The following is a 22,792-nucleotide window of genomic DNA, read 5'->3' on the forward strand; positions in this document are numbered from 1 at the left end:
TGATGGAGTACGCGAGGATGAAAAGCTGTCCCGGCTGACTCGCTTCTGCCTATTGTAAATGAGCCTGACGGTCGATACCAGTGGAAGTTGATATCGGTCCCCTCCGCTGGTTTGACAGGCGTGGATTTTGCAGTTACTCTGAATTGAACAGGGACTGGACAATGGCTGGAGTACTTATCTGTTATGTGTCTGTTGTCCTGCTTCTTAGACGTTTTTCTTTTTGATTTTGAATGGTTGCCTGGTATCTGTGCGGATGCCTCCCATACGGAAATGGTCGCGTAATCCCTTTCAGGGTTCTTCATGAAGACGGACCTGTCGGTGAAAAGGAGAGGAAGCATGTGTAAAAAGACGTTGTGTATGCTGCTGGCTTCGGTCATGGTGCTGTTCGGCGCCGGGCTGAGCATGGCCCAGGAGTTTTCGGACATCTCCGCAACAGCGGGGGTTGCCGACGCCGGTTTCGGCAAGGGGGTTGCTTTTGCCGACATCAACAATGATGGCCTGGTGGACCTCTATGTGTCCAACAAGGGAGGCGCCAATAAGCTCTACCTGAACAAGGGCAACGGCAAGTTCGAGGACATCACCGCCAGGGCGGGCGATGGTCTTGACTATCCCGGTTTCGCCATGGGCAGCGTTTTCGGCGACTACAACAACGACGGCTTCGAGGATCTCTATCTTGCCACCGGCGGCCGCTATGAAATTGAGGCCAACCGCCTGTTCAAAAACAACGGTGACGGTACCTTCACCGATGTGACCAATGAGGCGGGCGTCGGCCTCAAGGCCTTCACCTACGCCGCCTCTTTCGTCGATTATGATAATGACGGCAATCTCGACATCTACTGCGCCAACTACGGTGTCGGCGCCAAGAACATCCTCTATCACAATAACGGTGACGGTACCTTCAGCGACGTGACCGATGTTGCCGGAGTCGGTGACCGTTCCTGGAGCTGGATGGCGGTCTGGGCCGATGTCAACAACGACAACTTCGTCGATCTCTACGTGGTCAACGGCCAGTACCCGGTCGGTGAGCCGAATCGGCTCTACATGAACAATGGCGACGGAACCTTCAGGGAAGTTGCCAAGTCCGCCGGTGTCGCCGATCCCAACTGGGGGCTCGGGGCCGCCTTTGCCGACATCGACAAGGATGGTGACCAGGATCTGTTTGTCTCCAATTACGTCGGTCCCAACAACCTTTATCTGAATGACGGCAAAGGTCATTTCACCATGGCCAGCGAAAAAATTGCTTCCACCCACGAGGGGTGGGGCAAGGGACCGACCTTCGGTGACGTTGACCACGATGGTGACCTCGACCTCTACGAAGGTGACTGCAAACTGGCCAACCAGCTCTATCTCAACGATGGCAAGGGCAATTTCCACAATGTTGCTGATCAGCAGCCGGTTCTCAAATGTGAAACCGTGCGCACCAAGGGAACCGCGTTTGCCGATATCGACAATGACGGCGACCTTGATCTCTATGTCATCAACTGGGGCGCCGAGAACAGGCTCTACCTGAACAACCAGAACGACAACAACTGGATCAAGGTCAAGGTGACCGGCACCATTTCCAGCAAGGATGCCTACGGCACCAAGGTTACGGTTTTCGAAACCGGCAAGACCAGGCTGGAGGGCATGCAGGAAATCCGTTCCGCTACCGGGTTCTGTGCCCAGAGCCCGAAAGTCGCCCATTTCGGTCTGGACGCGAGCAAGCGTTACGATGTCGTCGCGACCTTCCCCAGCGGTATTCAGGCGCGTCTCGACAACCTGAAAACCGGCCAGACCGTTGAACTGATTGAGCCCTCGGTGGTCGAGCAGAAGCAGCTGGCAAGTATCGACAAGTAAGCAGCAGCAAACTTGGATAGAAGAACCAAGCAAGTTCCATTAACCTGAAACCAACAAGGAGGCGACGATGAAAAAATATCTGAAGCCGCGTGTTGTCGGCAGCGGGAACGTTCATCCCTGCTGAGGACACGCACCACATGAAAAGGAAACGGGCCGGAGAACAAATCTCCGGCCCGTTTCCTTTTTAAGCTTCCTGTATCGGGGCTCCGGCCCGGCCCTGTCGAATTCCTGAATCAGGGAATTCTGAGGTCTCGTCTGGAATGCTCAACCCGGCAATTAAGTTGTCCTGAATCAGTGAGCCCCTTGTCGGCGGATAGCCCAAGTCATTGCTCTGCCTGAGCTTCCCAAAAATCACCAGCGAACCTGTGGGTGCGCTTCAGATTTTTGAAAATATCATTCAGACCAAGCACTTGTGCTCTCCATCCAACAGGAACTCACTGATTCAGGGTTGTTTCTGTTATTGTGTGAGGGTATGCTATGCGCACAAACTATCTTTGCAAGGGGGACGCAATGAAGGCGCAGAATGTGTATCGTCCCGAAGCTCCTAAAAGGCCGGTCAATCTTACCGTCAATGAGGATCTTCTGCGGGTTGCGAAACAGGTCGGGATCAACCTGTCCCGGACCTTTGAAGAGGCTGTTCTGGTCAAGGTGCGCAAGGCTCTGGAGGAGCAGTGGCGTGAGGAGAACAAGCAGGCGATTGCCTCCTACAATGCCCGTATCGAGAAGCAGGGTGTGTTCGGGGCCCGCAAGAGGAGGTTCTGATGGCTCAGTTTGATGTCTATGAGAACGAGGAGCCGGACTCCAAAGAGGTCATCCCTTTCCTTCTTGATGTTCAGCATGACCTGCATAACACCCTTGTGACGCGTGCGGTGGTCCCTCTGGTCCTGGTCTGTTCGGCATCTGAGGTCGTCGCAAAGCTGTGCCCGCGATTTACTGTGGGAGGGAGGGATGTGATGATGTCGACGCCTGAAATGGCAGGTTATCCCGCCGGTGAATTGCGCAACAAAGTGGCGTCACTGGAGGGTTCCCGCGGCGAAATCCTGGCCGCGATTGATTTTCTGTTGCATGGTTTTTAGCGTCCCGGTCACCTTTCCCCGTTTTCCTTCTCAATTCTTACATCATCAAACAGCACCGGCTCCTTGCCGCCGGGTCCGTCTCGGAAGAAGAGCAGGTGGATCATCCGGGTCTCGGGACCGGTGGTGAAGGACGCGCTCTGCGGCTGCCAGTCGATTTTTCCGGACAGGTTGATGAGTACGGAGGCGGCCCGCTGGTGTTCATCCAGTTGTTTGCGGGTGAACTGGTCGCCGATCCAGAGGAAACGATCGAATTCGATGACGCCGATGCCGCAGACGGCTCCTTCGGGAAGATTAGCCTTGAAGGTGGCGCTGACGCGATAGCGGGTATCGGGGGTGACGGCGATCGGGGCGAACCAGCCGAGCGTGTCGACGCCGTTGATGCTGCGCATGGAAAAGGCCCGGTTGCTTTCGACGGGACGGTCGGTCACGCCGCTGATGCGCCGCAGATGGTCGAGATAGGTGGCCCAGAAGGGGTAGAGCTTGTCATCTTTTTCCGGCCGCGCCGGCCCGACGCGGGGGAAGAGGGAGATCTGCGGCTGCCCCTGAAAATTCTCGAACAGCGGCGGGGAGGGGGGCACCGGGGTCTGTTCGGCGGTCTCTGCCGGCTCGGAAACCGCATCGGCTGTCGTTGCCGCGGACTGTTCAGTCTTCGGGCCGTCTTCGGGACTCGCCGATGAGGTTTGTTGTGATTGGTCGCAGCCGCCGGTCATCAGCAGGACGAAGAGCAGGATCGGGATTGTCTTTTTCATCGGATGAACAACCAGCGGATGAGGGTGGCGACGTACATGGCGGACGGCAGGGCGATGGCCAGCAGGGCGCCGAACAGGTAGCCGCGTCGGGACGTATCGGTCGGTAATTGGTCGGCGCAGCGTCTGGCGGCGAACAGGGCCACCAGGATGCCGCCGGCGAGCAGGCCGAGGACAATCCACTTGAGGATGTCAAGCGGGATCAGGATGCCCGGTCCTGGCAGGGTGTGCATGACGTTGATGGCGAGGAAACTCTTGACTCCCGACGGGTCACGCAGGGCGAAGGGCAGGTAGCCGGCCTTGGCGTTGATCTTGACCACGGCAAGGACCAGGTGAACCGCCAGCAGCAGCGGGATGACCGGCAGCGTCAGGTAGCCGATACGGTGCCAGAAGCCGTGTTCGGTCCGGGGGGGAGCCGTCGGTGCGGTAGGCGCGGCTGTTGCCGGCAGCGCGGCGACCTGCAGGTCGGCCAGTCGCCAGGCGGCCCAGGCCGGCAGCAGCATCAAGACTGGCAGCAGCAGGGCGACCCAGAAGGCGGCCAGCAGGTTGAAGCCGTCTCCACCCCAGCCGAGCAGCAGGGCGGCCTGTTGCGGCGGCCAGAGCAGCGCCTCGCGCAGGTCGATGTAGACCTTGCTGAAGTTGGCGGTCAGCAGGCCGAGCAGGACGACGAGAAACAGTGCCTCCCCCGCCGGCAGCGGTGACTGCCCGAGGTCGGCCATCCAGCGGCGGAAGCCGACCCGGATGCTGTTGTTGCGGCAGTTGTGGACGCAGTTCAGGCAGAGGGTGCAGTCGCGGCTGTCCCGGATCTGTTCGGGGACCAGGTCGACGGGACAGTCGTCGCGGCGGCTGTGCCAGAAGAAGACCCCGCGGCCGAGGGAAAAACGCCGCCACTCGCTGCCGCCGGCGACACAGGACTGGTCGCTGCAGGTGGCGCAGCCACCGTTCTGCTTGACCCGCAGTTCGAAGGGGGCGAGCCGGGCATAGAGCCCGAACACGGCACCGGCCGGGCAGAGCAGCATGCAGAAGGCGCGCTGCCGGAACAGCAGCCCGCAGCCGACCGCCAGCGCCACCAGCAGCGCCAGCAGGCGGGCGGTCAGATCGGGGTAGCGGTGAATGGCGAACAGGTAGACCACCACCTGCAGGGCCACCAGCGCCAGGGTTACCGGGATGTAGCCTTTCAGCCAGCCCGGCAGCTCCCGCCGCAGGCCGATGCGTGCAGCCAGGCCGTTGAGCCATCCCAGCGGACAGACGGCGCACCAGCTGCGGCCGAAAAAGAGCGCGACGATCACCACGCCCATGATCCACCAGACCCAGAACAGATGATTGGTCAGGTTGGTGTACATCAGCGCGTCACCGGCCTTGATGCCGGGGATGCCATGTTCTTTCCAGCCCCAGGCGATCATCGCCAGCAGCAGTACCAGGGCGCCGAGGCGCAGCAGCCGCCAGGTCCAGCGCGAGCGGAGCAGGGGGCCGAGCAGCGGGATGTCGAAGAGGTTGGAAAACATGTGTCAGCTGTCTCCGGTGTGAGCAAAAAAGGTAATTTGGGCCGAGGACACCAAGAAAACCATTTTTAACGGAGAGACGCTGAGATGGAGAGAACGCGGAGAAAGACATAAAACCTTTTTTGAGGTTTTAAAATCCGAAAGATTTTCTCTTCTTCTCTGCTCCTCTCCGCCTCTCCGTTGAATGATTTTTTTGTTTTGGTGCCCTTTATGGATTTCAGTGATAAATCTTGTAGGGCATCACCAGCTTGCCCTTGGCGTCGCGGTAGCGGACATGTTCACCGCTGACCATTTCCAGGGAGCGGGCGGCCCATTCGCGGACCACCATCACCGGGTCTTCCAGGACCGGTCGCAGGGCCGCGGCCGCGGCCGGACCGCCGAGCGGACCAAGAGCCATGGCGGCATTCATTCGGTTGCGCCAGTCGGCATCCCGCAGACCCCGGATCAGGGCATTTTCGGCGCGTGGGTCCTTGAGTTTACCGAGGGCCATGAAGACTTCGCCCCGGTTGGGGCCGTCGACTGCCTTCAGCAGTAATTCGAGGGCGCGCGGGTCGCCGATATCCCCCAGTGCCCGGATCGCTCCGGCCTGGCCGCGCGGCGGGGCCTGCGGCAGGTAGCCGAGCAGGGGAGCCACCGCCCTGGTGTTGAAGCGGATCAGGGAGCGGGTGGCGTAGCGGCGCACGCCGCTGTCATCGTCGTCGAGAGCCTGCAGCAGTTCCGGGATGCTGTTGACGTCGCCGATCTGACCGAGGGCCCATGCGGCGATGTAGCGGCGACTGAAACTCTTGTCGCGCAGGGATTTGACAATGACCGGCACCGCTTCTTTGGCCTGCAGGGTGCCGAGCGAGGCAATGACGTATTCGCGCAACACTCGGTCATCGCTGTCGGCCTGGTCGATAAGGGCCGGGATGGCGGCTTTGCCGAGCTGGGTGACCAGAGGGTAGACCTTGTCGTTGAGACCGTTGTCGGTACGGCCGAGCAGGGAAACAAGCTGGCTGACCGCCTTAGCGTCACCGGCCCGGGCGGCGTTGTCAAGGGCGGTCAGGTCGAGAGCCGGTTCGCTGCTGCAGCCGCAGACCAGCAGCAGCGAGATTAGCAGCGAGATCAGCAGCCGTCGGCAACCGGCTCGATTTTTCAGGTCCGACCTTACCATACCTTGGTGACCGTGATGTCGATGTTCTTGAGGATTTCGCCGTCACGAACCACCACCGCCGAGGGTTCGATGGTGCCCTGATCATAGCGTCCGTAGAGGTCGCCAATCTGCGGCGGTCCGCCGAATTTGTCCCGGGCGGCCAGGTAGTAGGTGCCGCCGGACGGCAGGTAGATCAGGTAGTGGCCGTCGGGACCGGTTTTTTCGGAAACGTATTTGGGGCGTTCGGACATCTGCACGTGGTCGTAGACGTGAATGCGGGCCCCTTCGACCGGTTTGCCGTCCGCATCGCGGATCATTCCGGAGATCCCGGTGCCGGATTCCGGCAGGGCGCTGGTGAGGCGGCGTTCGTCGCCGATCTTCACCGGAGCGGCAACGGTCAGCTCGATGGGGTTACCGGCGGCGGTGAGATTGATGAACCCGCTTTTGTAGTCACCGGCCCGCACCGGCCCGGCGGCTTCGCCGTTTTTACGCTTGCGCGCCACGGCAATATAGTCGCCGGGCGGCAGGCTCAGTTCGAAGCTGCCGTCGGGTCCGGTCGGCCGGGAGACGGTCATGGCCGGCCCGTAGAGGTCCATTCCCTTCTGGTAGATGTAGAGATAGGCGCCCTCCAGGGGAACCATCACCTTGCCGCTGATTTTGGTCATTTTTCCAGGTTGGTCCTGTCCCTGGTCCTGCTGACAACCGAGTGTCAACAGGACCATCACAATCAGTAACAGCCATTTCAGAGGTTTCATCGATTCACTCCGGATTGCCGGCCTCGGCGGCGGAGGGCGGAAGCAGGATCAACCACTCGCTGCCGCGCGAGGCGTAATGTTCGTCGAGGGTATTGTCCATCACCGACAGGCCGAAGGCGATGCCGTCGGTCAGGGCCGGACTGAATTCTACGTCATGCGGGTCGCCGGTCACAAGGGGGCGGCGGAGGATGACCGTCCAGTGGTCGTTTTTCCAGAAGGCTGTGGCACGGACATCGGCCCGGTGGCCGATCGGGCGTTCGACCATCCATCCCGGTGCGAGGCTGCCGGCCGGTCGGAACTCCTTGCCGATGATGCGCCCCTGGCCGTCATAAACCGGCGCGTCCTTGTCGCCGAAGAGGCCGACTGTCTCGGTCTGCCCGGAAGCCAGCCGTGAGTTCGGGCGCATCAGGTCGCCCGGCAGGTCGCCATGCATGCCTTTCTGGTCGAGCCAGCGATCGTCGGCAAAGCCGAGCCGCCCGGTACGGTCGGCCTTCCAGTTCCAGAGGTCGAGCCAGGGTCCCGCTTTCTCAAGTTTCATCTTGTTGGTGGCATGGAAGGTCGCGCCGGCAACTCCGAAATCTTCGATATGGCAGGCCAGGGTGCAGGAGAAGGGGCGCTGGTCGGTGGGAGGCTGCCACATCAGCCCGAACCCGTCCTCCTTCAGGCCGTTGCTGGTCCAGCGGCTGCCGTCAAAGCGCCATTGCTGCATGGCATCGTCACGGGTCAGATCGCGCCATCTCAGTCGCAGATAGAGGTCGCTGTCGGTGTAAAAGGCCCGGACATCGACGGTCAGGGGCCGGGGAATGGCACCGCCGTGGTGGCAGGACGGGGTCGAGGTATGCACCGTGTCCTTGTCGATATCGGGAAAGACATCGATCTTGTGGACCCGGCCGCCGCGCACGATAATCGGGTGCGGCAGAGCGCGTTCCCAGTCGGCGGCGGTCGGCGCCTTCGCCAGGTGCAGGGCGTAGAGCCGGTTGCCCTCGGGATCGCGGCAGCCGACGACGATAAGCATCAAAACGGCGATGCCGAGCAGGGTCAGCGGAATGAGGAAGCGCGGGAACCTGCGGAGGTCTTGTTCGGAAGTCTCTTTCACAGTCGAAGAGATTTTGCAAATCATATACCAGCTTGAGGCTTGTCCCGCGGCCGCTTGACGGGCCGTTTGCCGTGGAATCGGGACGGGCGCATGGCATTTTTCCGCCCGGTTGCGTTGGGGGCAGGCAAATAAATGACATGACTGGACTTTTTGTGTCGCGATAAACGCCTTGAGAGGCACCCGCGGCGTGAGGAAGGCTCGGCACAGGGCTTGCTATTTCAGTTCCGCTATGACGTCCATCGACCTCGATCGCCGAACCTGCTGGGGGATGTTCACCATCTCTCTGGCCGGCCTGATGTACGAGTTGATCCTGACCCGGATCTTCTCGGTGCTGATGTGGTACCATTTCGCCTCCATGGCCATCAGCCTGGCGCTGTTCGGTTTTTCAGTCGCCGCGTTGCTGGTGCAGTTGCGTCCCGGCTGGTTCCCGGTGGAACGGACCGCGCGTGACTGTTCTCTCTGCAGTTTCGGTTTTGCCCTGGCCCTCGGGATGATGTTCGGCCTGTTTGTCCTGTTTCGACTGCAGCCGCAATTCGCCTTCAAGGTCCTTTCCTTCTTTCACCAGCCGTTTTACCAGCCGTTCCAGCAGGGGTTCTACAACAAGGGGGTTCCCTTCGGCCTGTTGCCGGTGCTGGCCCTGCTGTACCTGGTGACCGCGCTGCCCTTTTTCTTCAGCGGCCTGGCGGTGACCCTGCTGCTGCGTCGTTATCTGCGCCAGATCGGCCGCCTTTACAGCTGGGACCTGTTCGGCGCCGGTGCCGGCTGCCTGCTGATCATCGGCGTGTTGCTGCTGGTCGGCGGCATCAGCGGCCTGCCGCTGATCGCCCTGTTCGGGCTGCTGGCCGCGTTCCTGTTTCTGCCGCGGCCCGGTTCGCGAGGCGTCAGGCTGCTGCTGGCCGGGGCGTCGCTGGTGCTGGTCGGCCTGACGGTCGGCAACCTGGCGACCGATTTCGCCGGGGTGCGTTTCGTGCGCGGCCGCTATGAACCGAACCTGCTCTGGAGCGCCTGGAATTCCTTTTCGCGGGTGGCGGTTTATCCGTCGCGCGGAGAGGAGCTGCAACAGGCCTGGGGGCTCTCCCGCACCTATCGCGGCCCGATTCCCGAACAGCTTGGCATGGTGGTTGACGACACCGGCTATACCACCATGTATCGCTGGCGGGGAGAAGAAACTCTTGATTATTTCCGCAGCAATGTCATCGCCCTGCCGTACCAGCTCAGAGGTGGCGGCAGCGGCCTGGTGATCGGTCCCGGCGGCGGCAAGGATGTCCTCGCCGCCCTGGCCAGCGGCGCCGATCGGGTGACGGCGCTGGAACTCAATCCGCTGATCGCCCGGGCGGTCGATGACCGCTTCGTCGCCTTTACCGGCGGACTCTACCGGCGCCCTGATGTCGAGCTGGTGGTCGACGAGGGACGCAGCTGGATTCGCCGCCAGCAGCGCACCTGGGACGTGATCCAGGCCTCGGCGGTGTTCGGCCGCATGGCGCCTTCGGCCGGGGCCTTCACCTTGTCTGAGAACAATCTCTACACCCTCGAATCCTTCGCCGACTACTGGAACCACCTGTCCGACAACGGCGTGCTGTCCATCTCCCGCTTTATCTTCGAGCGTGAAACCCTGCGCCTGGTCTCACTCGGCCTGGCGTTCCTGCAGCAGCAGGGGGTGGCCGATCCCGCCGCGCATATCGCCGTCATCAAGGAGCGCGGGTTGGCCAACTTCATGCTCAAGAAAAAACCCTTCAGCGCCGCCGAGATCGCCCGGCTGAGGGCGATCTCGGCGGCGCTCGCGTTTCAGGAGGTGCTGCTTCCCGATCGTCGTGATGGTGACGATCCCTTTCACCGCCTGGTCCGCAGTGGTGGGGACGCGGCCTTTCATGACGAATTTCCGTTCGACATCTCCCCGACCACTGACGATCGTCCGTTTTTCTACTACATGTACAAGCCGGCCGATTTCCTGACCCTGTTCACCTTCCCGGACAAGAGCCGCTTCGAGGATCGCGCGGTGCTGATTCTGCGCAACCTGCTGGTGGTGGTTGCGGTGCTGACCCTGGTGTGCATCATCCTGCCGCTGCTGATCTGGCAGCGAAAGGCCCTGCGCCGACCCAGCAGCGGCCGGCGGCTGCTCTACTTCGCCTGTCTAGGCCTTGGTTTCATGTTGCTTGAAATCGGCCTGATGCGGCGTTTCATCCTCTTTCTCGGCCAGCCGATTTACGCCCTGGCGGTGATCCTTTTCGCCCTGCTGGTTTTTTCCGGCCTGGGGGCGCTGCTCGCCGGCCGTGTGCCGCGCGGCGGCGAACGACGTCTGCTGCTGCCGTTGTTGTTGGTACTGGTTTTGCTATCTCAAGGCTATGGTTACGGTCTTCCGCCGCTACTCGATGCCCTGCTGACTCTGCCGCTGGCGGCCCGCTGTCTGCTGGCCGGACTGTTGTTGGCTCCGCTCGGTGTGCTGCTCGGTTTTCCCCTGCCGCTCGGGATGCGGCTGCTGCATCCCGATAACCGGGATGTTGCCTGGAGTTGGGGAGTGAACGGCGCCACCGGGGTGCTGGGTTCACTGTTAGCGGTGGTGGTGGCGATGAACTGGGGTTATACCCTGACCCTGCTGGCCGGCGGTCTGGTTTACCTGCTGGCGCTGCTGGCGGTTCTTTCGCGGCGCTCGGCCGCTTTCGGATAAGGTCCTATGCGACGTATTTTTCTGCTGTTTCTGACCTGTCTGCTGCTGACCGGTTGCCAACGCTCCGGCCCCTCGGGGCTGAGCGGAGAGTTGCAGTTCGACGACAAACCGCTGGCCGGGGCCAGTGTCGAGATCTACCTCAAGGCGGACAAGGACCGCTCGGTGCAGCCGTTCGCGGTCACCACCACCGACGGCGACGGCCGCTACCGGTTGGAGCTGCCGCCCGGTCGCTATTTTGTCATCGGCAAGCAGCGTCGCACCGCCGCTGACGGGCGGCCGCAGATGCTGATGGCGGAGTGCCCGGCCAATCCCCTGGAGGTGACCACGGGGATGCTGGAGGTGCCGACCTTCAGCCTGCGGGAAATGGGCCGGGACGGAAGGCTGGTGGCCGACGCCGACACCTCGCTGGCGGGACGGGTGACGCGCGATGGGGTCGGGGTTGCCGGCGCATTCGTTTATGTCTATACCGAAGCCGGAGTCGACCTGATGGGGCCTTCCTACGGCGCCGCGGTTGAAACCGATGCCGACGGGCGCTTCCGGGTCGCCCTGCCGGCCGGTGAGTTCTGGTTGGCGGCCCGCAAGCATCTCGACGGCTCACGACTGGGCGAACCGAAACCGGGCGACCTGACCGGCAGCCTGGAGCAGAATCCGGTTCACCTCGCCGCCGGGCAGAATCTCGACCTCGGTGAAATCAGGGTCCGCCCGGTCGATGCCGCGCGCTACCGGCAACGTCAGCGGCAGGGACGGTTCGCGCTCAGCGACACGGCGCTGACCGGCAAGGTGGTCGACGAAGATGGTGCGCCGGTGCCGGGGATTTATGTCTTCGCCTATCTCGACAGCCGGATGGTCGGCAAACCGACCTACATCTCGGCGCCGAGCGCGGCCGACGGTTCCTATCGGCTCAATCTCGGCCGCGGCGGGGCCTATTATATCGGCGCCCGCAGTGCCTACGGCGGACCGCTGGAGCCGGGGGAATGGGTCGGAACCTACGATGAACAGCCGGAACACCGGATCGATGTCGACACTGGTCGGGTGGTTGAACTCCCTCCGTTGCAGGTGCGGGAGGTGTGGTGAGAATCCTGTTGCTGATCGGTTTGTTGTGGCCGACCCTGCTGTCGGCCATGACCCTGGACGGCGAAACCCGCTGGCAGGGCGCGATGACCATTCGTGAGCCGGTCCGGGTCGCGTCCGGGGCGACGTTGCGCATCGAACCCGGGGCCCGGATCACCTTTGCCGGTGGCGGATTGACGGTGAGCGGCCGATTGATCGCCAGGCAGTGCGAGTTGAGCGGCAAAAACTGGAGTGGCATCGTTCTCAAGGGCGTCGGCGCCGACACCCTGCTGGCCGACTGCCGGATCAGCGGCGCGGCCACCGGCGTACTGGTCGAAAGCGGTGAGCCGCGGCTCGAAGGCCTGACCCTGGAGGGAAACCGTATCGGTATCGAGTTGCGCCGGAAGAGCGCCGCCACCGTCACCGGCTGCCTGCTGCGCGACAACAGCCGGGTCGGCCTGTTCGTCAAGGATGGTACCACCGCGGCGGTGGTCAACAACCGGTTTGAAAAAAACGGCCGGTTCGGCGCCTATCTCTACAAGGCGCAGCCACGGCGATTCACCGGCAATGTTTTTACCGGCAACCCGACCGGCCTGATGGTCAGTCATTACGGCTCGAACCCGCGGCTGGTCGAGAACAGCCTGACCGGCAACGGCACCGCGGTGCTGGTTGACCGGGCGGCCAGGCCGGTGCTGCGGCGCAACGACATCCGTGACAACGAGATCGGGGTGCGCTGTTACCGGCGTTCCGATCCGCTGCTGGAGAAAAACCGCATCAGCGGCAACCGGACCGGGGTGAGCATCGCCTATTCGAGCTATCCGCGACTGCGGGGTAACGATCTTTCCGGTAACGGCACGGCGCTGTTTCTTGAATATCAGTCGGCGCAGTGGGAGCGGGAGAAGGGTGCCGCGGCGCGCGAGCAGGAGGTCTCCCGCAGCGCCTTCGGCGGCCGGCCGCGTCAGGAGGTGGGGGAGGCCGAGCGGCGGCCGCGCAAGCTCGACGGCACCATCGACGCCCGCGGCAACTGGTGGGGAGATGCGGCGACCGCCGAACTGGGACGGATCGGTGATGACGGCAATCCCTCCTTCATCGATGACGGTCGTGACCGGCCGAACTTCGAGGAGGGGGGACGAAACTGGCCGCTGGACAGGGTGCGGTTCGCGCCCTGGCTGCATGAAGCGGTCAGGTAAAAGGAGAGCGGATGCGACAATTTCCCGCGAGATATCTTTTTCTGCTTGTACTGTTGTGTGTTGCCCTGCCGGCCTGGGCCGGCAGCGGTGTCAAGGGCCGCGCCGCCTGGCGCGGGGAACTGGTTCCCGGCCTGCGGGTTTCGGCCTACCGGCAGATCGACGATATCCCCCTTGGCAAGGTGCTGGCAGTCTCCGAGCCGACCGCCCTTGACGGCACCTACCAGCTGGAACTGCCGCCCGGCAGCTACGTGCTGGTGGCGCGCAGCTTCAGCGGCGAACCGAAACCGGGCGATTATTTCTGTTACTACAGCGGTTCACCGATTCAGGTGCAGGCCGGACATTACACCAATGTCGGCTTCAACCTGATCCGGGTGCCCGTTGAGCCGGCACCCCGTAAGGCACAGCGCAGCGGCCTGCAGGGGGAGATCAGTTACCAGGGGGAACTGCTGGAAAAGGTCTACCTCTATGTCTATCGTGATACCAAAAGCGGCTTCAAGGGACCAGCGTACAATATCGTTCCCGTCGAGAAGGGAAAATTCCGCCTGCGGCTGCCGCCCGGAGACTATTACCTGCTGGCCCGCAAACGACTTGCCGGCGGGCGTTACGGGCCGGTGGCGATCGGCGATTACTTCAACTTCTATTACGGTAATCCGGTGCATCTGGAGAAAGGCACCATCCGTTCGATTCACCTGGAGACCATCACCCGCTTGTCCAACCTGGAACAGGGTGAGGATGAACTGCCCTTCCAGGGGGTCCGCGGGCGGGTTTTGGGTGCCGACGGCGCCCCGGTTGCCGGGCTCTACGTCTTCGCCTATCGCCATCCGAAAATGACCGGGACACCCGATTTCTTCTCCGCCGCCACCGATGCCGAGGGCCGTTTCGCGTTGCGTCTGCCGCCGTCCGGCCGATACTACCTGCTGGCGCGGCAATCCTTCGGCGGGCCGGCCGCTGAAGGTGAACTGTACGGGAAATATTCCCGGAACAGCGAGCACCGGGTCGAGTTGACCGAAGCGAACCCGGTGCGGGAGGTCGAAATCCATGTTCAACCGATTTCTGCGCGTTAGCCTGCTGCCCGCCCTGTTGCTGTTCGTATTGCCGGCGGGCAACGGATATTGCGGCGCCGATTATTCCGGGCGGCTGCTCGGGCACAGCCTCTGGCAGGGAGAGGTGCGCTTGACCGGACCGGTCGAGGTACCGCTCGAAACCACCCTGACCATCGCCGCCGGCTGTCGGGTGACGGCGGCGAACCCCGCCGCCAAGCTCACGGTTCGCGGCACCCTGCTGGTCCAGGGGAGCGAAAGTGAACCGGTGGTGTTCCAGACGCCGCCGGGTTGGCAGGGGATTGAATTCATGGAGTCGGGCGGCAAGAGCATCATCCGCCAGGCCCGTTTTTCCGACAGCGAGGCGGCCCTGAGCAGTTACGGCAGCCACTTCGAAGTCACCGACAGCGAGTTTTCCAACTGCCGGTTCGGTGTCCGGCTGCTGCGCGAGTCGGATCCGCTGATTGCCGGCAACCGCTTCATCGGCGGCAAGATCGCCATCGACAACGAGATGCGCTCCAGCCCGACCATCCGCGACAACCTGTTCCGGGGATTCAAACAGATGGCGATCCTCGCTTCCCACAACAGCCGGGGAATGATCAGCAACAATCGTTTTATCGGCAATCAGCAGGGGGTCGGTCTGCAGCAACCCTACCCGGACAAGGTGGTCGACAACCTGTTCCGCGACAACGAGATCGCCATGTTCTGCAACCAGACCAAGGACACTCCGCAGATTCTCAACAACCGTTTCGAGAACAACCGCACCGCGCTGATCAATTACGCCTTCGCCTATCCACGGGTACGCGGCAACGTTTTTGTCGGTAACGGCATCGCCATCCGCAACGACCAGTACGGCTCGCCCTTCGTTGAGAACAACCGATTCGAGAAGAATGAAACCGCCATCTACAACTATCGCAAATCGAATCCGCGTATCCGCAACAACGTCATTGCCGACAATGATCTGGCCCTGTTCTGCGACTACTCTTCCTATCCGCTGGTGCGGGAGAACAATTTTCTCGGTAACCGTCAGGCGGTCAAGCTCGGCATCTACCAGAGCGCCGACTGGGAAAAACGGTCCGGATCGAAGGCTCTGGTGATGCAGAAATCACGCGAACGGGGCAGCAAGAACAGTATGCTGGCCCAGGCGCCGACCGACTTCGAGGATCGGATCGACGTGTCGAAGAACTGGTGGGGCGCAGACAACCAGCGCCTGGCCGCCGCCGACGAACAGACCAATGACGATCTTTTCTGGGATCGCCATGATCAGCCGACCGTGGTCTACGAGGGCTTTGGACCGGAGGCCTATCAGCTCGATCGGGTGGTGTTTCAGCCGGTCCTCGATGCCCCGGTCGCCGCCGCGGGACCGCAAAGATGAAGACTCTGCTGCTGGTGCTGATTCTCGCGCTGCTGCCGCAGGCGGCTGTTGCCGGGCGGGTTTCCGGCCGGGTGGTGGCCGACGACCGACCGCTGGCCGGTCTGCGGGTCGGTGCCTACCGGGACCTGCTGCCGGGCAGCGAACCGCTGGCGAGTACCCGCAGCAACGCCGAAGGGCTCTACCATTTCGATCTGCCGGCGGGACGCTACGCTTTTTTCGCCGCCGACCGGGACCACCGGCTGTTCGCCTTCAGCGGCCGCAATCCGGTCATTGTCGGCAAGGATGACCTCTGGCTGGGACTGCAGGCGGTACCCGTGAGTGCCGCCGTGGTCAGCGATTATGATGACGAGTACAGCGCCGCCCTCGAAGGCCGGGTTCTCTTTGCCGGCAAGCCGCTGGCCGGAGCATTCGTCTACCTCTACCTCGATACCGCCGAGGGCCTGAAAGGGCAGGGGTACCGGATGTCGCCGCCGACCGGGGCGGACGGCAGCTTCTTTTTTGACAATCTGCCGGAAAGCAGTTACTTCGTTCTTGCCCGGCAGCGGCAGAACGGTCAGCAGGTGGGACCGGTGCTGGCCGGAGACCGGATCGGGTTTTACCCGGGCAACCCGGTTGTGCTGCGGGCCGGAAAAGTGATGAAGATAGAACTGGCGACGGTGGAGAAGCAACACAGCGCCGCGGCCAGTGAGACCCTGCTGGCTACCGGCACCACCCGCATCAGCGGTCGGGTGGTCGATGCCGCCGGGCAGCCGGCCGCGGGGGTGCATGTCTTTGCCTATACCAACCGGGTCATCGGTCACCAGCGACCGGCCGCATTGTCGAGTCCGACCGGCGCTGACGGCCGGTTCCAGGTTTTTCTGCCGACCGGCGGCACCTACTATCTCGGCGCCCGGGAATTCTACGGTGACTCCCCGGCACCCGGGGAACGCTTCGGTCTCTATCAGGAGACCGCCGATCACGGCCTGACGGTCGCGACCGGAGAGAGGGTCGACAAGCTGCGGATTGTTGTCGAACCGATCCGCCTGGAGTAGCTGATGCGTCTGTGCCGGAGATTGCTGATCCTGCTGTTGTTGCTGCCGGGGGCCTGCGCCAGGCCGCAACCGGCCGTTCTGACGTTCGGCGACCATGTCATCGCCGGGGCGGAGACCTGGAGCGGCGAGGTGCGGATCCGCGGCGTGGTGACGGTCAAGAAATCCGGTTCGCTGACCATCCTGCCCGGCACCCGGGTGCTGTTCGCGAAGGTTGACCGCGACGGTGACGGTATCGGTGATGCCGAGTTGCTGGTCGAAGGTCGGCTGGTGGCGCGCGGCCGCAGTGATCAGCCGATTCTGTTCAGCAGTGCCGAACAGGAACCGGCCCCGGCTGACTGGAAATATCTTTATCTTGATTTCGCCCGTCCCGCGGAAATCTCTCACCTGATCTCAGAGTACGCCTACAGCGGCATCCAGATCCATTTCAGCAAGGCGCAACTGACCGATTCCGAGTTCCGGTACAATATCGACGGGGTTCGTTTCTCGACCGTCAATCTGGAACTGGCCCGCAACCTGATTCACCACAATCGCAACGGATTGCGTTACGAGGAGCGTCGCAGCACCGGCCGCGTCCACCACAACACCATCCGTGACAATGACGTCGGCCTGTTCGTGGTCACCCGTTCCAGCGGCCGGGTGCTGGTCGAACAGAACAACATCGTCAACAATCGTGAGTACCAGGTCAAGTTCGGCCTGCAGCAGCGTCGGGACGTCGCCTTTCCCCGCAACTGGTGGGGAAGCACTGACCGGCAGGCGATTCAGAAGCGGTTTTTTGACCAGCGCTTCGATCACGCCCTCGGCCGTGCCGCCGCCCCCCAATTCCTGCTCGCGCCGGTGCCGGGAACGCCGTAACGGGTTCCTGAACCGCCCCATTGGCGATTGTTCCTCCAGGTGGTATCCTCCTTGAACACTTAAGTCACTGATTCAGGTGAACGCAAAGGAGGCCTGTCATGCTCAGTTTTGACGATGTCGGCCGTGGCCCGGCGGTGGTGCTTGTTCATGGATTCCCCCTCTGCCGCAAAATGTGGCAGCCGCAGGTCGAGGAGCTGGTCGCCGCCGGTTACCGGGTGATCACCCCTGATCTGCCGGGATTCGGACAGTCGCCGCTGTCGGGTGAGGCGAGCATGGATGGTTACGCCGATGCCCTGGTCGAACTGCTCGATAAGCTGGAACTTGATCAGGCGGTTGTCGGCGGGATGTCGATGGGGGGATACGTCCTCTGCAACCTGCTGGACCGCTACCCGCGACGGTTGTCAGCGGCGATGTTCCTGATGACCCGTGCCGCGGCCGATGACGAGGCGGGGAAAGCGAAGCGGACCGCCCTGGCGGCCGAGGCCGCCGCCGGCAACCTGGCGCCGATCGTCGAGGCCTTCGAAGCGATCCTGTTCGCCCCGGGGATCGCGCAGCAGCGGCCCGAACTGGTTATGCAGGTGCGTTCATGGATGCTCGCGACCCCGTCGCGCGGGGTCGCCGGGGGACTGCTGGCGATGCGTGACCGACGTGATTATCTCGAACAGTTGCGCGATTTCGACCTGCCGGCGCTGGTGGTCGGGGCCGAGCAGGATGTTGCCATCGCCCTCGGCCATTCGCAGTTGCTCGCCGAGCAACTGCCCGCCGCCCGATTTGAAATCATCCCCGGTGCCGGTCACCTGGCAAACCTCGAACAGCCGCAGATGTTCAGCGCCGTACTGCGGGATTTCCTCGCGGAGTTGGCGTTGGAGGAATAAGCTGTAAGCTGCCGCTGACAGCCGGCAGCTTACTTTTCCAGGGCTCGCGCTTGCCTGCCTCCGGTTCCTGCTGTATTCTCGCGGACATGTCGGCTAGTTTTCTTTTTCTGCTGCTGGCGGTCTATGCTGGCAAACTGCTGCTGCGTGCCCTCAATCTGAGATTTCTCGCCCGTCACGGTGATGATATCCCCGACGGCTGGGAAGCGGATATCGGCCGGGACCGGTTGCGAAAGGCGAACCGCTATACCCTCGCCGGCAGTCGGCTGGGGTTGCTCGAATCGCTGTTCAGCCAGGCCCTGGGGCTGTTGTTCGCTTTTCAGCTGCTGCCCCATTACGATGCCTGGGTGCAGGCGAAGAGCAGTCATCTGGTACTCCAGGGGCTGCTTTTTTTCGGTCTGCTGGGACTTGCCCAGGCGCTGCTCGGACTGCCGTTCAGCGTCTGGCGGATCTTCGTCATCGAAGCACGTTTCGGTTTCAACCGGACCGGCTGGCGGCTCTGGCTGCAGGATCTGCTGAAGGGTGCCCTGGTCTCGGTCCCCCTCTTCGCGGCGCTGGTGTCGGGGGCGCTGGCCCTGGTCCTCTGGAGCCCGCAAGGCTGGTGGCTGCCGGTCTGGGGCTTCATGGCGCTGCTCAGTCTGTTGCTGCTCTATATCTCCCCCTACCTGATCGAACCGCTCTTTTTCAAATTTTCCCCGCTGCGGCGTCCCGGGCTCGAAAACCGTGTGCGGGAGCTGGCGGAGGGGGCGGGGATCAGGGTGTCGCGGGTGCAGCAGGTTGACGCCTCGCGCCGCAGCGGCCATTCCAACGCCTATTTTACCGGCATCGGCCGGGTCAAGCGGATCGTGCTGTTCGACACCCTGCTGGAGCAGTTGACGGACGGGCAGGTGCTTGCCGTCCTGGCCCACGAGTTGGGACACTGGAAGCATGGTCACCTGCGCCGACGCCTGGTCGTCGGCCAGCTGGTCAGCCTGGCGTCCTGCCTGGCCGCCTGGTGGCTGTTGCAGCAGGACTGGCTGCCGCGGCTGGTCGGTGCCGCCGATCTGGGTTTCTGCGGTCGCCTGGTGGTGCTGTCCCTGCTCGGCGGCCTGCTCGGATTCTGCTGGACGCCCGTTTCCAGCTGGCTGTCCCGGCGCGATGAGCGACAGGCCGACCGCTACGCCGTGCAGGCAACGGGTCAGCCCCGGGACCTGGCCGCGGCCCTCCGGCGGATGGCACGCGAGAATCTCAGCAACCTGCATCCCCATCCCCTTTACGCGGCGATCTATTTCTCCCATCCCCCGGTGGTGGAGCGTGTTGCCGCCCTGATGGAGGCGGACGAGGGACCATGAAACTGATCATCCTCACCACTCTGCTGACCCTGTCGGCGCTCTATGCTCCCCAGCCGCTGCTGCCGGTGCTGGCGCGTGAATTCGGCGTCAGTCGTGACGCCGTCGCCCTGCTGACCACAATCGCCTTTATCCCGTTGAGTGTCGCTCCACTGCTGTACGGTTACCTGCTGCAGTCGGTCTCCGCGCGGCGGATGCTGCGCTGCAGTCTGTTGCTGCTGGGACTGTCGGAGTTTTTTTTCGCCGCTGCCGATGTTTTTCCGCTGCTGCTCGGCCTGCGCCTGCTGCAGGGGCTGCTGGTGCCGGCGATACTCACCGCCCTGATGACCTATGTCTCCCAGCGATCGACGGCGGGTACCGTGCAGCGTTCCATGGCCGTCTATATCGCCGCGACCATTCTTGGCGGCTTTCTCGGTCGCCTCTGTTCCGGTGGATTGGCGACCCTGTTCGGCTGGCGCAGCAGTTTCATCGTCCTCGGCATCAGCCTGCTGCTCTGCGCCTGGCTGCTTGGGCGGTTGCGGGATGTCAGCGAGGTTCAGCTGGCAAAACCCCACCCGCGCCTGCTCTGGCAGGTGCTGCGCCAGGGCTGGTTTCTGCGCACCTATCTCGCTGTCTTCTGCCTGTTCCTGGTGTTCGCCGCGGTGATGAACTATCTCCCCTTCCGGCTGACGGAAATCAGCAGCGAGGCGAGCGAGCTGCGGATCGGGTTGATGTATTCCGGCTACCTGATGGGGGTGGTCACGGCCCTGACCGCGGTGCGGATTATCAACCGCTGCGGCGGGGCGATTTTCGCCATGCTGATCGGCTTCAGCGGCTACCTGGTGGCCATCGGCGGTCTGCTCGGCAGCAGTGTCGCCGGGCTGTTCGCCGACATGTTCCTTTTCTGCGGGACGATGTTCCTGGTGCATGCCACTGCTTCCGGATGGCTCAACCGTTCGGCCGGCAGCCACAAGGGGGTGGTCAACGGGCTCTACATCGCCTTCTATTACGGTGGCGGCGTGGTTGGCTCATCGCTGCCCGGCCCGGTTTACAGTCGTTTTGGTTGGGAGGGGGTGGTTTACGGGCTTGCCGCCGTTGCCGCGCTCGGCCTGGGGCTGGTTTTTTCCTGTCGTGGCGCGCAGACCAGGGGATTGCCGGAACTGGCCGCGGACCCGGACCGTTCCTGAAAAGTTGACAGCCGCCGTTTCTGAGGGTAAAACTTGAAAAGTTTTTATCTTTTTCCCGCCCGAGTCAGTGATCTTCAGCTGTCCCCCAGTGATGAATTCACCGATTCCGGCCCTACTGAAAGGAAGATCAATGAAACGCATTGTCACACTGCTGGCCTTGGCCGGCTTCTGCTGTGTCGGGGTACTGCAGGCGGCAGCTGAAACGAAGAAACCGACCTCTCTCGAAGACCGGGTCAGTTACGGTATCGGGATGAATATCGGCAAGGACTTCAAAAACAAGGATTTTGCCGTCAATCCCGAGCTGCTCGCCCAGGGTCTCAAGGATGTCCTCGCCGGCGACAAGACCCTGATGACCCCCGAGGAAGTTCAGCGGACGATTATGGAACTGCAGTCGGTGCTGCAGAAGAAGATTGGTGACAAGAACCTTGCCGAGGGCAAGGCCTTTTTGGAGGCCAACAAGAAAAAGGAAGGGGTCAAGGTGACCGCCAGCGGTCTGCAGTACAAGGTTCTCAAGGAAGGCAGCGGAGCGACCCCGACCGCGGAGAGCAATGTCAAGGTCAACTACAAGGGAACGCTGATCGACGGCACCGAGTTTGACAGCAGCTACAAGCGCGGCCAGCCGGCCACCTTCCAGGTCGGCCGGGTCATCAAGGGCTGGGTCGAGGGGCTGCAGTTGATGAAGGTCGGCAGCAAGTACCAGTTTGTCATTCCGCCGGAGCTGGCCTACGGCGACCGCGGCGCAGGTCCACAGATCGGACCGAACTCGGTGCTGGTGTTCGAGGTTGAACTGCTGGAAGTCAATTGAGTTCCGTTGCCGGATAAAACAAAAAAAACGGGCAACTCCTGTTAGGGTGTTGCCCGTTTTTTTGCCTCACGGTTGCCAGATGCCAGGCGCTCGCAGGTCGAGGAGCGAGAGTCGCAGCGGTAGCTACGCCGCAGCGACGAGGCCAGGGGCAATGACACCGGTGGGCATTTTTCATCGGTTTATCGCTTAGAAGACCAGTGTCCATGGTGGGGACAATATAGATGTCTCCATGTGTATCCTGAGGATTGCAGCAGGCCGGGATGCGGCAGGAGGTACTGCACCTGATGGAGTTGCTTGGACGGGCGACCTCGGATTGAATCCCTTTTTTGATGCTGTCCTCATACGCCCCGCTGTACTGCGGGGTTTTTTGTTTGAGATGCGAGGGCAGGTCTCGGATTATCGGTTATTCTCTTCCCCTTGTCGATCATCGAATCGTATTGTCTGACAGGCTTCACCGAACTGTCCTTGGACGATCTTCAGAAGCCAGTCAGAGAGCTGTGCCCGGCCCCACAATGCGCGTCATCCTTTTCCGATAAATGCCCTTGACAAGACCCGCGAGGCTTCTGTAGCTTTAAGTAAGTAATTGATTACTTACTTTGCAGCGGAGGCACCATGACGGCTCAAAAAAGACATCTCCCCTCGAAGAAACGGCGTGTGACAATCGTCGAGTCCGTGGTCGAACTGGCCGCCTTTCAGAATCCGACCGGGATCACAACCGCTGCCATTGCCGGGCACATGGGACTGACTCAGGGGGCTCTGTTCCGGCACTTCGCAAGCAAGGAGGAGATCCTGCAGGCGGTAATGGAATGGGTGGCCGAGCGCCTGTTGCCGCGCGTGGAAAAGGCAGCACAGGCGGCGCCCCCCCTGGCGGCTCTGGAGGCGGTTTTCATGACACACGTCGACTTCGTGATTGAATGGCCGGGAGTCCCGCGCATTCTGTTCGCCGAGCTGCAGAGAGCCGAAGACAGCCCGCCCAAGCGTGTGGTCCAGTCTCTGATCCAGCGCTACGGAGAACAGCTGCAGAGACTGATCGAAGCCGGCAAGGCTAACGGCGACCTGGATCCACGCCTCGACACGGAAGCCGCGGCGAGCCTGTTTATCGGCACAATCCAGGGGCTGGTGATGCAATCACTGCTGGCAGGGGACGTCAATCGCATGCGGCAGGAAGCTCCGAAAGTTTTCGCCATCTACCGGCGCGGCATCAGAAATTCCTCCCCGGGCCTGAACGGTTCGGAAAGGTGCGGCCAATGAGAAGCTGTTCGCATATTTTACGGC

At 62.2% G+C, this 22,792-nt stretch carries 20 protein-coding genes; 15 read left to right on the forward strand and 5 right to left on the reverse strand.

Annotated elements, in window-relative coordinates; all coding sequences use genetic code 11:
• The first annotated feature begins 336 nt into the window (after positions 1 to 336).
• From C2E25_RS06555 to C2E25_RS06565, 3 genes are all read left to right on the forward strand, one after another.
• Positions 337 to 1,836, forward strand: a complete 1,500-nt coding sequence (locus tag C2E25_RS06555; RefSeq protein WP_158247165.1) for an FG-GAP repeat domain-containing protein — start codon at positions 337 to 339, stop codon at positions 1,834 to 1,836.
• A 510-nt stretch (positions 1,837 to 2,346) separates the two neighbouring features.
• Positions 2,347 to 2,598: a type II toxin-antitoxin system CcdA family antitoxin gene (locus C2E25_RS06560; RefSeq protein ID WP_103114965.1), complete on the forward strand. Its 252-nt coding sequence runs from the start codon at positions 2,347 to 2,349 to the stop codon at positions 2,596 to 2,598.
• Positions 2,598 to 2,912 carry a CcdB family protein gene (locus tag C2E25_RS06565; RefSeq protein ID WP_103114966.1) on the forward strand — a complete coding sequence of 105 codons (315 nt, stop codon included), beginning with the start codon at positions 2,598 to 2,600 and terminating at the stop codon, positions 2,910 to 2,912. The genes C2E25_RS06560 and C2E25_RS06565 overlap by 1 nt, the downstream gene beginning before the upstream one ends.
• 8 nt (positions 2,913 to 2,920) lie before the next feature.
• On the opposite strand, the gene C2E25_RS06570 is transcribed toward C2E25_RS06565, so the two are convergent.
• The 5 genes from C2E25_RS06570 to C2E25_RS06590 form a co-directional block, all read right to left on the reverse strand.
• Complete coding sequence (locus tag C2E25_RS06570) at positions 2,921 to 3,661, reverse strand: hypothetical protein (RefSeq protein WP_103114967.1); 741 nt, start codon at positions 3,659 to 3,661, stop codon at positions 2,921 to 2,923.
• Entirely contained in the window at positions 3,658 to 5,163 is a 1,506-nt protein-coding gene (locus C2E25_RS06575) for a 4Fe-4S binding protein (RefSeq protein WP_103114968.1), read from the reverse strand. The genes C2E25_RS06570 and C2E25_RS06575 overlap by 4 nt, the downstream gene beginning before the upstream one ends.
• A 214-nt stretch (positions 5,164 to 5,377) precedes the next feature.
• Complete coding sequence (locus C2E25_RS06580) at positions 5,378 to 6,313, reverse strand: HEAT repeat domain-containing protein (protein ID WP_103114969.1); 936 nt, start codon at positions 6,311 to 6,313, stop codon at positions 5,378 to 5,380.
• Positions 6,307 to 7,047: a carboxypeptidase-like regulatory domain-containing protein gene (locus C2E25_RS06585; protein ID WP_103114970.1), complete on the reverse strand. Its 741-nt coding sequence runs from the start codon at positions 7,045 to 7,047 to the stop codon at positions 6,307 to 6,309. The genes C2E25_RS06580 and C2E25_RS06585 overlap by 7 nt, the downstream gene beginning before the upstream one ends.
• A gap of 4 nt (positions 7,048 to 7,051) precedes the next feature.
• On the reverse strand, positions 7,052 to 8,143 hold the full coding sequence (locus C2E25_RS06590; RefSeq protein ID WP_158247166.1) for an ethylbenzene dehydrogenase-related protein: 1,092 nt from the start codon (positions 8,141 to 8,143) through the stop codon (positions 7,052 to 7,054).
• A gap of 229 nt (positions 8,144 to 8,372) precedes the next feature.
• Between C2E25_RS06590 and C2E25_RS06595 the strand changes: the two genes are divergently transcribed.
• From C2E25_RS06595 to C2E25_RS06650, 12 genes are all read left to right on the forward strand, one after another.
• Positions 8,373 to 10,808 carry a hypothetical protein gene (locus tag C2E25_RS06595; protein ID WP_103114972.1) on the forward strand — a complete coding sequence of 812 codons (2,436 nt, stop codon included), beginning with the start codon at positions 8,373 to 8,375 and terminating at the stop codon, positions 10,806 to 10,808.
• Positions 10,809 to 10,814: 6 nt separating this feature from the next.
• The gene (locus tag C2E25_RS06600) at positions 10,815 to 11,882 is read left to right on the forward strand and encodes an MSCRAMM family protein (RefSeq protein ID WP_103114973.1); all 1,068 of its coding nucleotides are present in this window, start codon (positions 10,815 to 10,817) and stop codon (positions 11,880 to 11,882) included.
• Positions 11,879 to 13,048: a right-handed parallel beta-helix repeat-containing protein gene (locus C2E25_RS06605; protein ID WP_103114974.1), complete on the forward strand. Its 1,170-nt coding sequence runs from the start codon at positions 11,879 to 11,881 to the stop codon at positions 13,046 to 13,048. Before C2E25_RS06600 ends, C2E25_RS06605 begins: the two co-directional genes overlap by 4 nt.
• A gap of 11 nt (positions 13,049 to 13,059) precedes the next feature.
• On the forward strand, positions 13,060 to 14,112 hold the full coding sequence (locus C2E25_RS06610; RefSeq protein WP_103114975.1) for a carboxypeptidase-like regulatory domain-containing protein: 1,053 nt from the start codon (positions 13,060 to 13,062) through the stop codon (positions 14,110 to 14,112).
• On the forward strand, positions 14,087 to 15,463 hold the full coding sequence (locus C2E25_RS06615) for a right-handed parallel beta-helix repeat-containing protein (protein ID WP_103114976.1): 1,377 nt from the start codon (positions 14,087 to 14,089) through the stop codon (positions 15,461 to 15,463). The genes C2E25_RS06610 and C2E25_RS06615 overlap by 26 nt, the downstream gene beginning before the upstream one ends.
• Positions 15,460 to 16,494, forward strand: coding sequence for a carboxypeptidase-like regulatory domain-containing protein (locus C2E25_RS06620; protein ID WP_103114977.1), 1,035 nt, complete (start codon positions 15,460 to 15,462; stop codon positions 16,492 to 16,494). Before C2E25_RS06615 ends, C2E25_RS06620 begins: the two co-directional genes overlap by 4 nt.
• Before the next feature lie 3 nt (positions 16,495 to 16,497).
• A complete protein-coding gene (locus tag C2E25_RS06625) occupies positions 16,498 to 17,346 on the forward strand; it encodes a right-handed parallel beta-helix repeat-containing protein (RefSeq protein ID WP_103114978.1) in 849 nt (282 codons plus the stop codon).
• 98 nt (positions 17,347 to 17,444) lie between these two features.
• A complete protein-coding gene (locus C2E25_RS06630) occupies positions 17,445 to 18,221 on the forward strand; it encodes an alpha/beta fold hydrolase (protein ID WP_103114979.1) in 777 nt (258 codons plus the stop codon).
• Positions 18,222 to 18,307: 86 nt separating this feature from the next.
• Positions 18,308 to 19,549, forward strand: a complete 1,242-nt coding sequence (locus C2E25_RS06635; protein WP_103114980.1) for a M48 family metallopeptidase — start codon at positions 18,308 to 18,310, stop codon at positions 19,547 to 19,549.
• Positions 19,546 to 20,712 (forward strand): MFS transporter, encoded by a 1,167-nt coding sequence (locus tag C2E25_RS06640; RefSeq protein WP_103114981.1) that lies wholly within the window; start codon positions 19,546 to 19,548, stop codon positions 20,710 to 20,712. Before C2E25_RS06635 ends, C2E25_RS06640 begins: the two co-directional genes overlap by 4 nt.
• 130 nt (positions 20,713 to 20,842) lie before the next feature.
• Positions 20,843 to 21,517 carry an FKBP-type peptidyl-prolyl cis-trans isomerase gene (locus C2E25_RS06645; RefSeq protein WP_085009397.1) on the forward strand — a complete coding sequence of 225 codons (675 nt, stop codon included), beginning with the start codon at positions 20,843 to 20,845 and terminating at the stop codon, positions 21,515 to 21,517.
• A 612-nt stretch (positions 21,518 to 22,129) separates the two neighbouring features.
• Entirely contained in the window at positions 22,130 to 22,768 is a 639-nt protein-coding gene (locus tag C2E25_RS06650; protein WP_103114982.1) for a TetR/AcrR family transcriptional regulator, read from the forward strand.
• Positions 22,769 to 22,792 lie beyond the last annotated feature (24 nt).

The sequence above is a fragment of the Geothermobacter hydrogeniphilus genome, from assembly GCF_002898515.1.
Taxonomy (GTDB): domain Bacteria; phylum Desulfobacterota; class Desulfuromonadia; order Desulfuromonadales; family Geothermobacteraceae; genus Geothermobacter_A.

Excerpts from the sequence above, each read along its gene's own strand:
- C2E25_RS06610 (WP_103114975.1), top strand. The coding sequence starts at position 13,060 with ATGCGACAATTTCCCGCGAGATATCTTTTTCTGCTTGTACTGTTGTGT.
- C2E25_RS06565 (WP_103114966.1), top strand. The coding sequence starts at position 2,598 with ATGGCTCAGTTTGATGTCTATGAGAACGAGGAGCCGGACTCCAAAGAG.
- C2E25_RS06625 (WP_103114978.1), top strand. The coding sequence starts at position 16,498 with ATGCGTCTGTGCCGGAGATTGCTGATCCTGCTGTTGTTGCTGCCGGGG.
- C2E25_RS06575 (WP_103114968.1), bottom strand. The coding sequence starts at position 5,163 with ATGTTTTCCAACCTCTTCGACATCCCGCTGCTCGGCCCCCTGCTCCGC.
- C2E25_RS06635 (WP_103114980.1), top strand. The coding sequence starts at position 18,308 with ATGTCGGCTAGTTTTCTTTTTCTGCTGCTGGCGGTCTATGCTGGCAAA.
- C2E25_RS06630 (WP_103114979.1), top strand. The coding sequence starts at position 17,445 with ATGCTCAGTTTTGACGATGTCGGCCGTGGCCCGGCGGTGGTGCTTGTT.
- C2E25_RS06615 (WP_103114976.1), top strand. The coding sequence starts at position 14,087 with ATGTTCAACCGATTTCTGCGCGTTAGCCTGCTGCCCGCCCTGTTGCTG.
- C2E25_RS06600 (WP_103114973.1), top strand. The coding sequence starts at position 10,815 with ATGCGACGTATTTTTCTGCTGTTTCTGACCTGTCTGCTGCTGACCGGT.
- C2E25_RS06585 (WP_103114970.1), bottom strand. The coding sequence starts at position 7,047 with ATGAAACCTCTGAAATGGCTGTTACTGATTGTGATGGTCCTGTTGACA.
- C2E25_RS06560 (WP_103114965.1), top strand. The coding sequence starts at position 2,347 with ATGAAGGCGCAGAATGTGTATCGTCCCGAAGCTCCTAAAAGGCCGGTC.
- C2E25_RS06620 (WP_103114977.1), top strand. The coding sequence starts at position 15,460 with ATGAAGACTCTGCTGCTGGTGCTGATTCTCGCGCTGCTGCCGCAGGCG.
- C2E25_RS06640 (WP_103114981.1), top strand. The coding sequence starts at position 19,546 with ATGAAACTGATCATCCTCACCACTCTGCTGACCCTGTCGGCGCTCTAT.
- C2E25_RS06555 (WP_158247165.1), top strand. The coding sequence starts at position 337 with ATGTGTAAAAAGACGTTGTGTATGCTGCTGGCTTCGGTCATGGTGCTG.
- C2E25_RS06580 (WP_103114969.1), bottom strand. The coding sequence starts at position 6,313 with ATGGTAAGGTCGGACCTGAAAAATCGAGCCGGTTGCCGACGGCTGCTG.
- C2E25_RS06645 (WP_085009397.1), top strand. The coding sequence starts at position 20,843 with ATGAAACGCATTGTCACACTGCTGGCCTTGGCCGGCTTCTGCTGTGTC.
- C2E25_RS06650 (WP_103114982.1), top strand. The coding sequence starts at position 22,130 with ATGACGGCTCAAAAAAGACATCTCCCCTCGAAGAAACGGCGTGTGACA.
- C2E25_RS06570 (WP_103114967.1), bottom strand. The coding sequence starts at position 3,661 with ATGAAAAAGACAATCCCGATCCTGCTCTTCGTCCTGCTGATGACCGGC.
- C2E25_RS06595 (WP_103114972.1), top strand. The coding sequence starts at position 8,373 with ATGACGTCCATCGACCTCGATCGCCGAACCTGCTGGGGGATGTTCACC.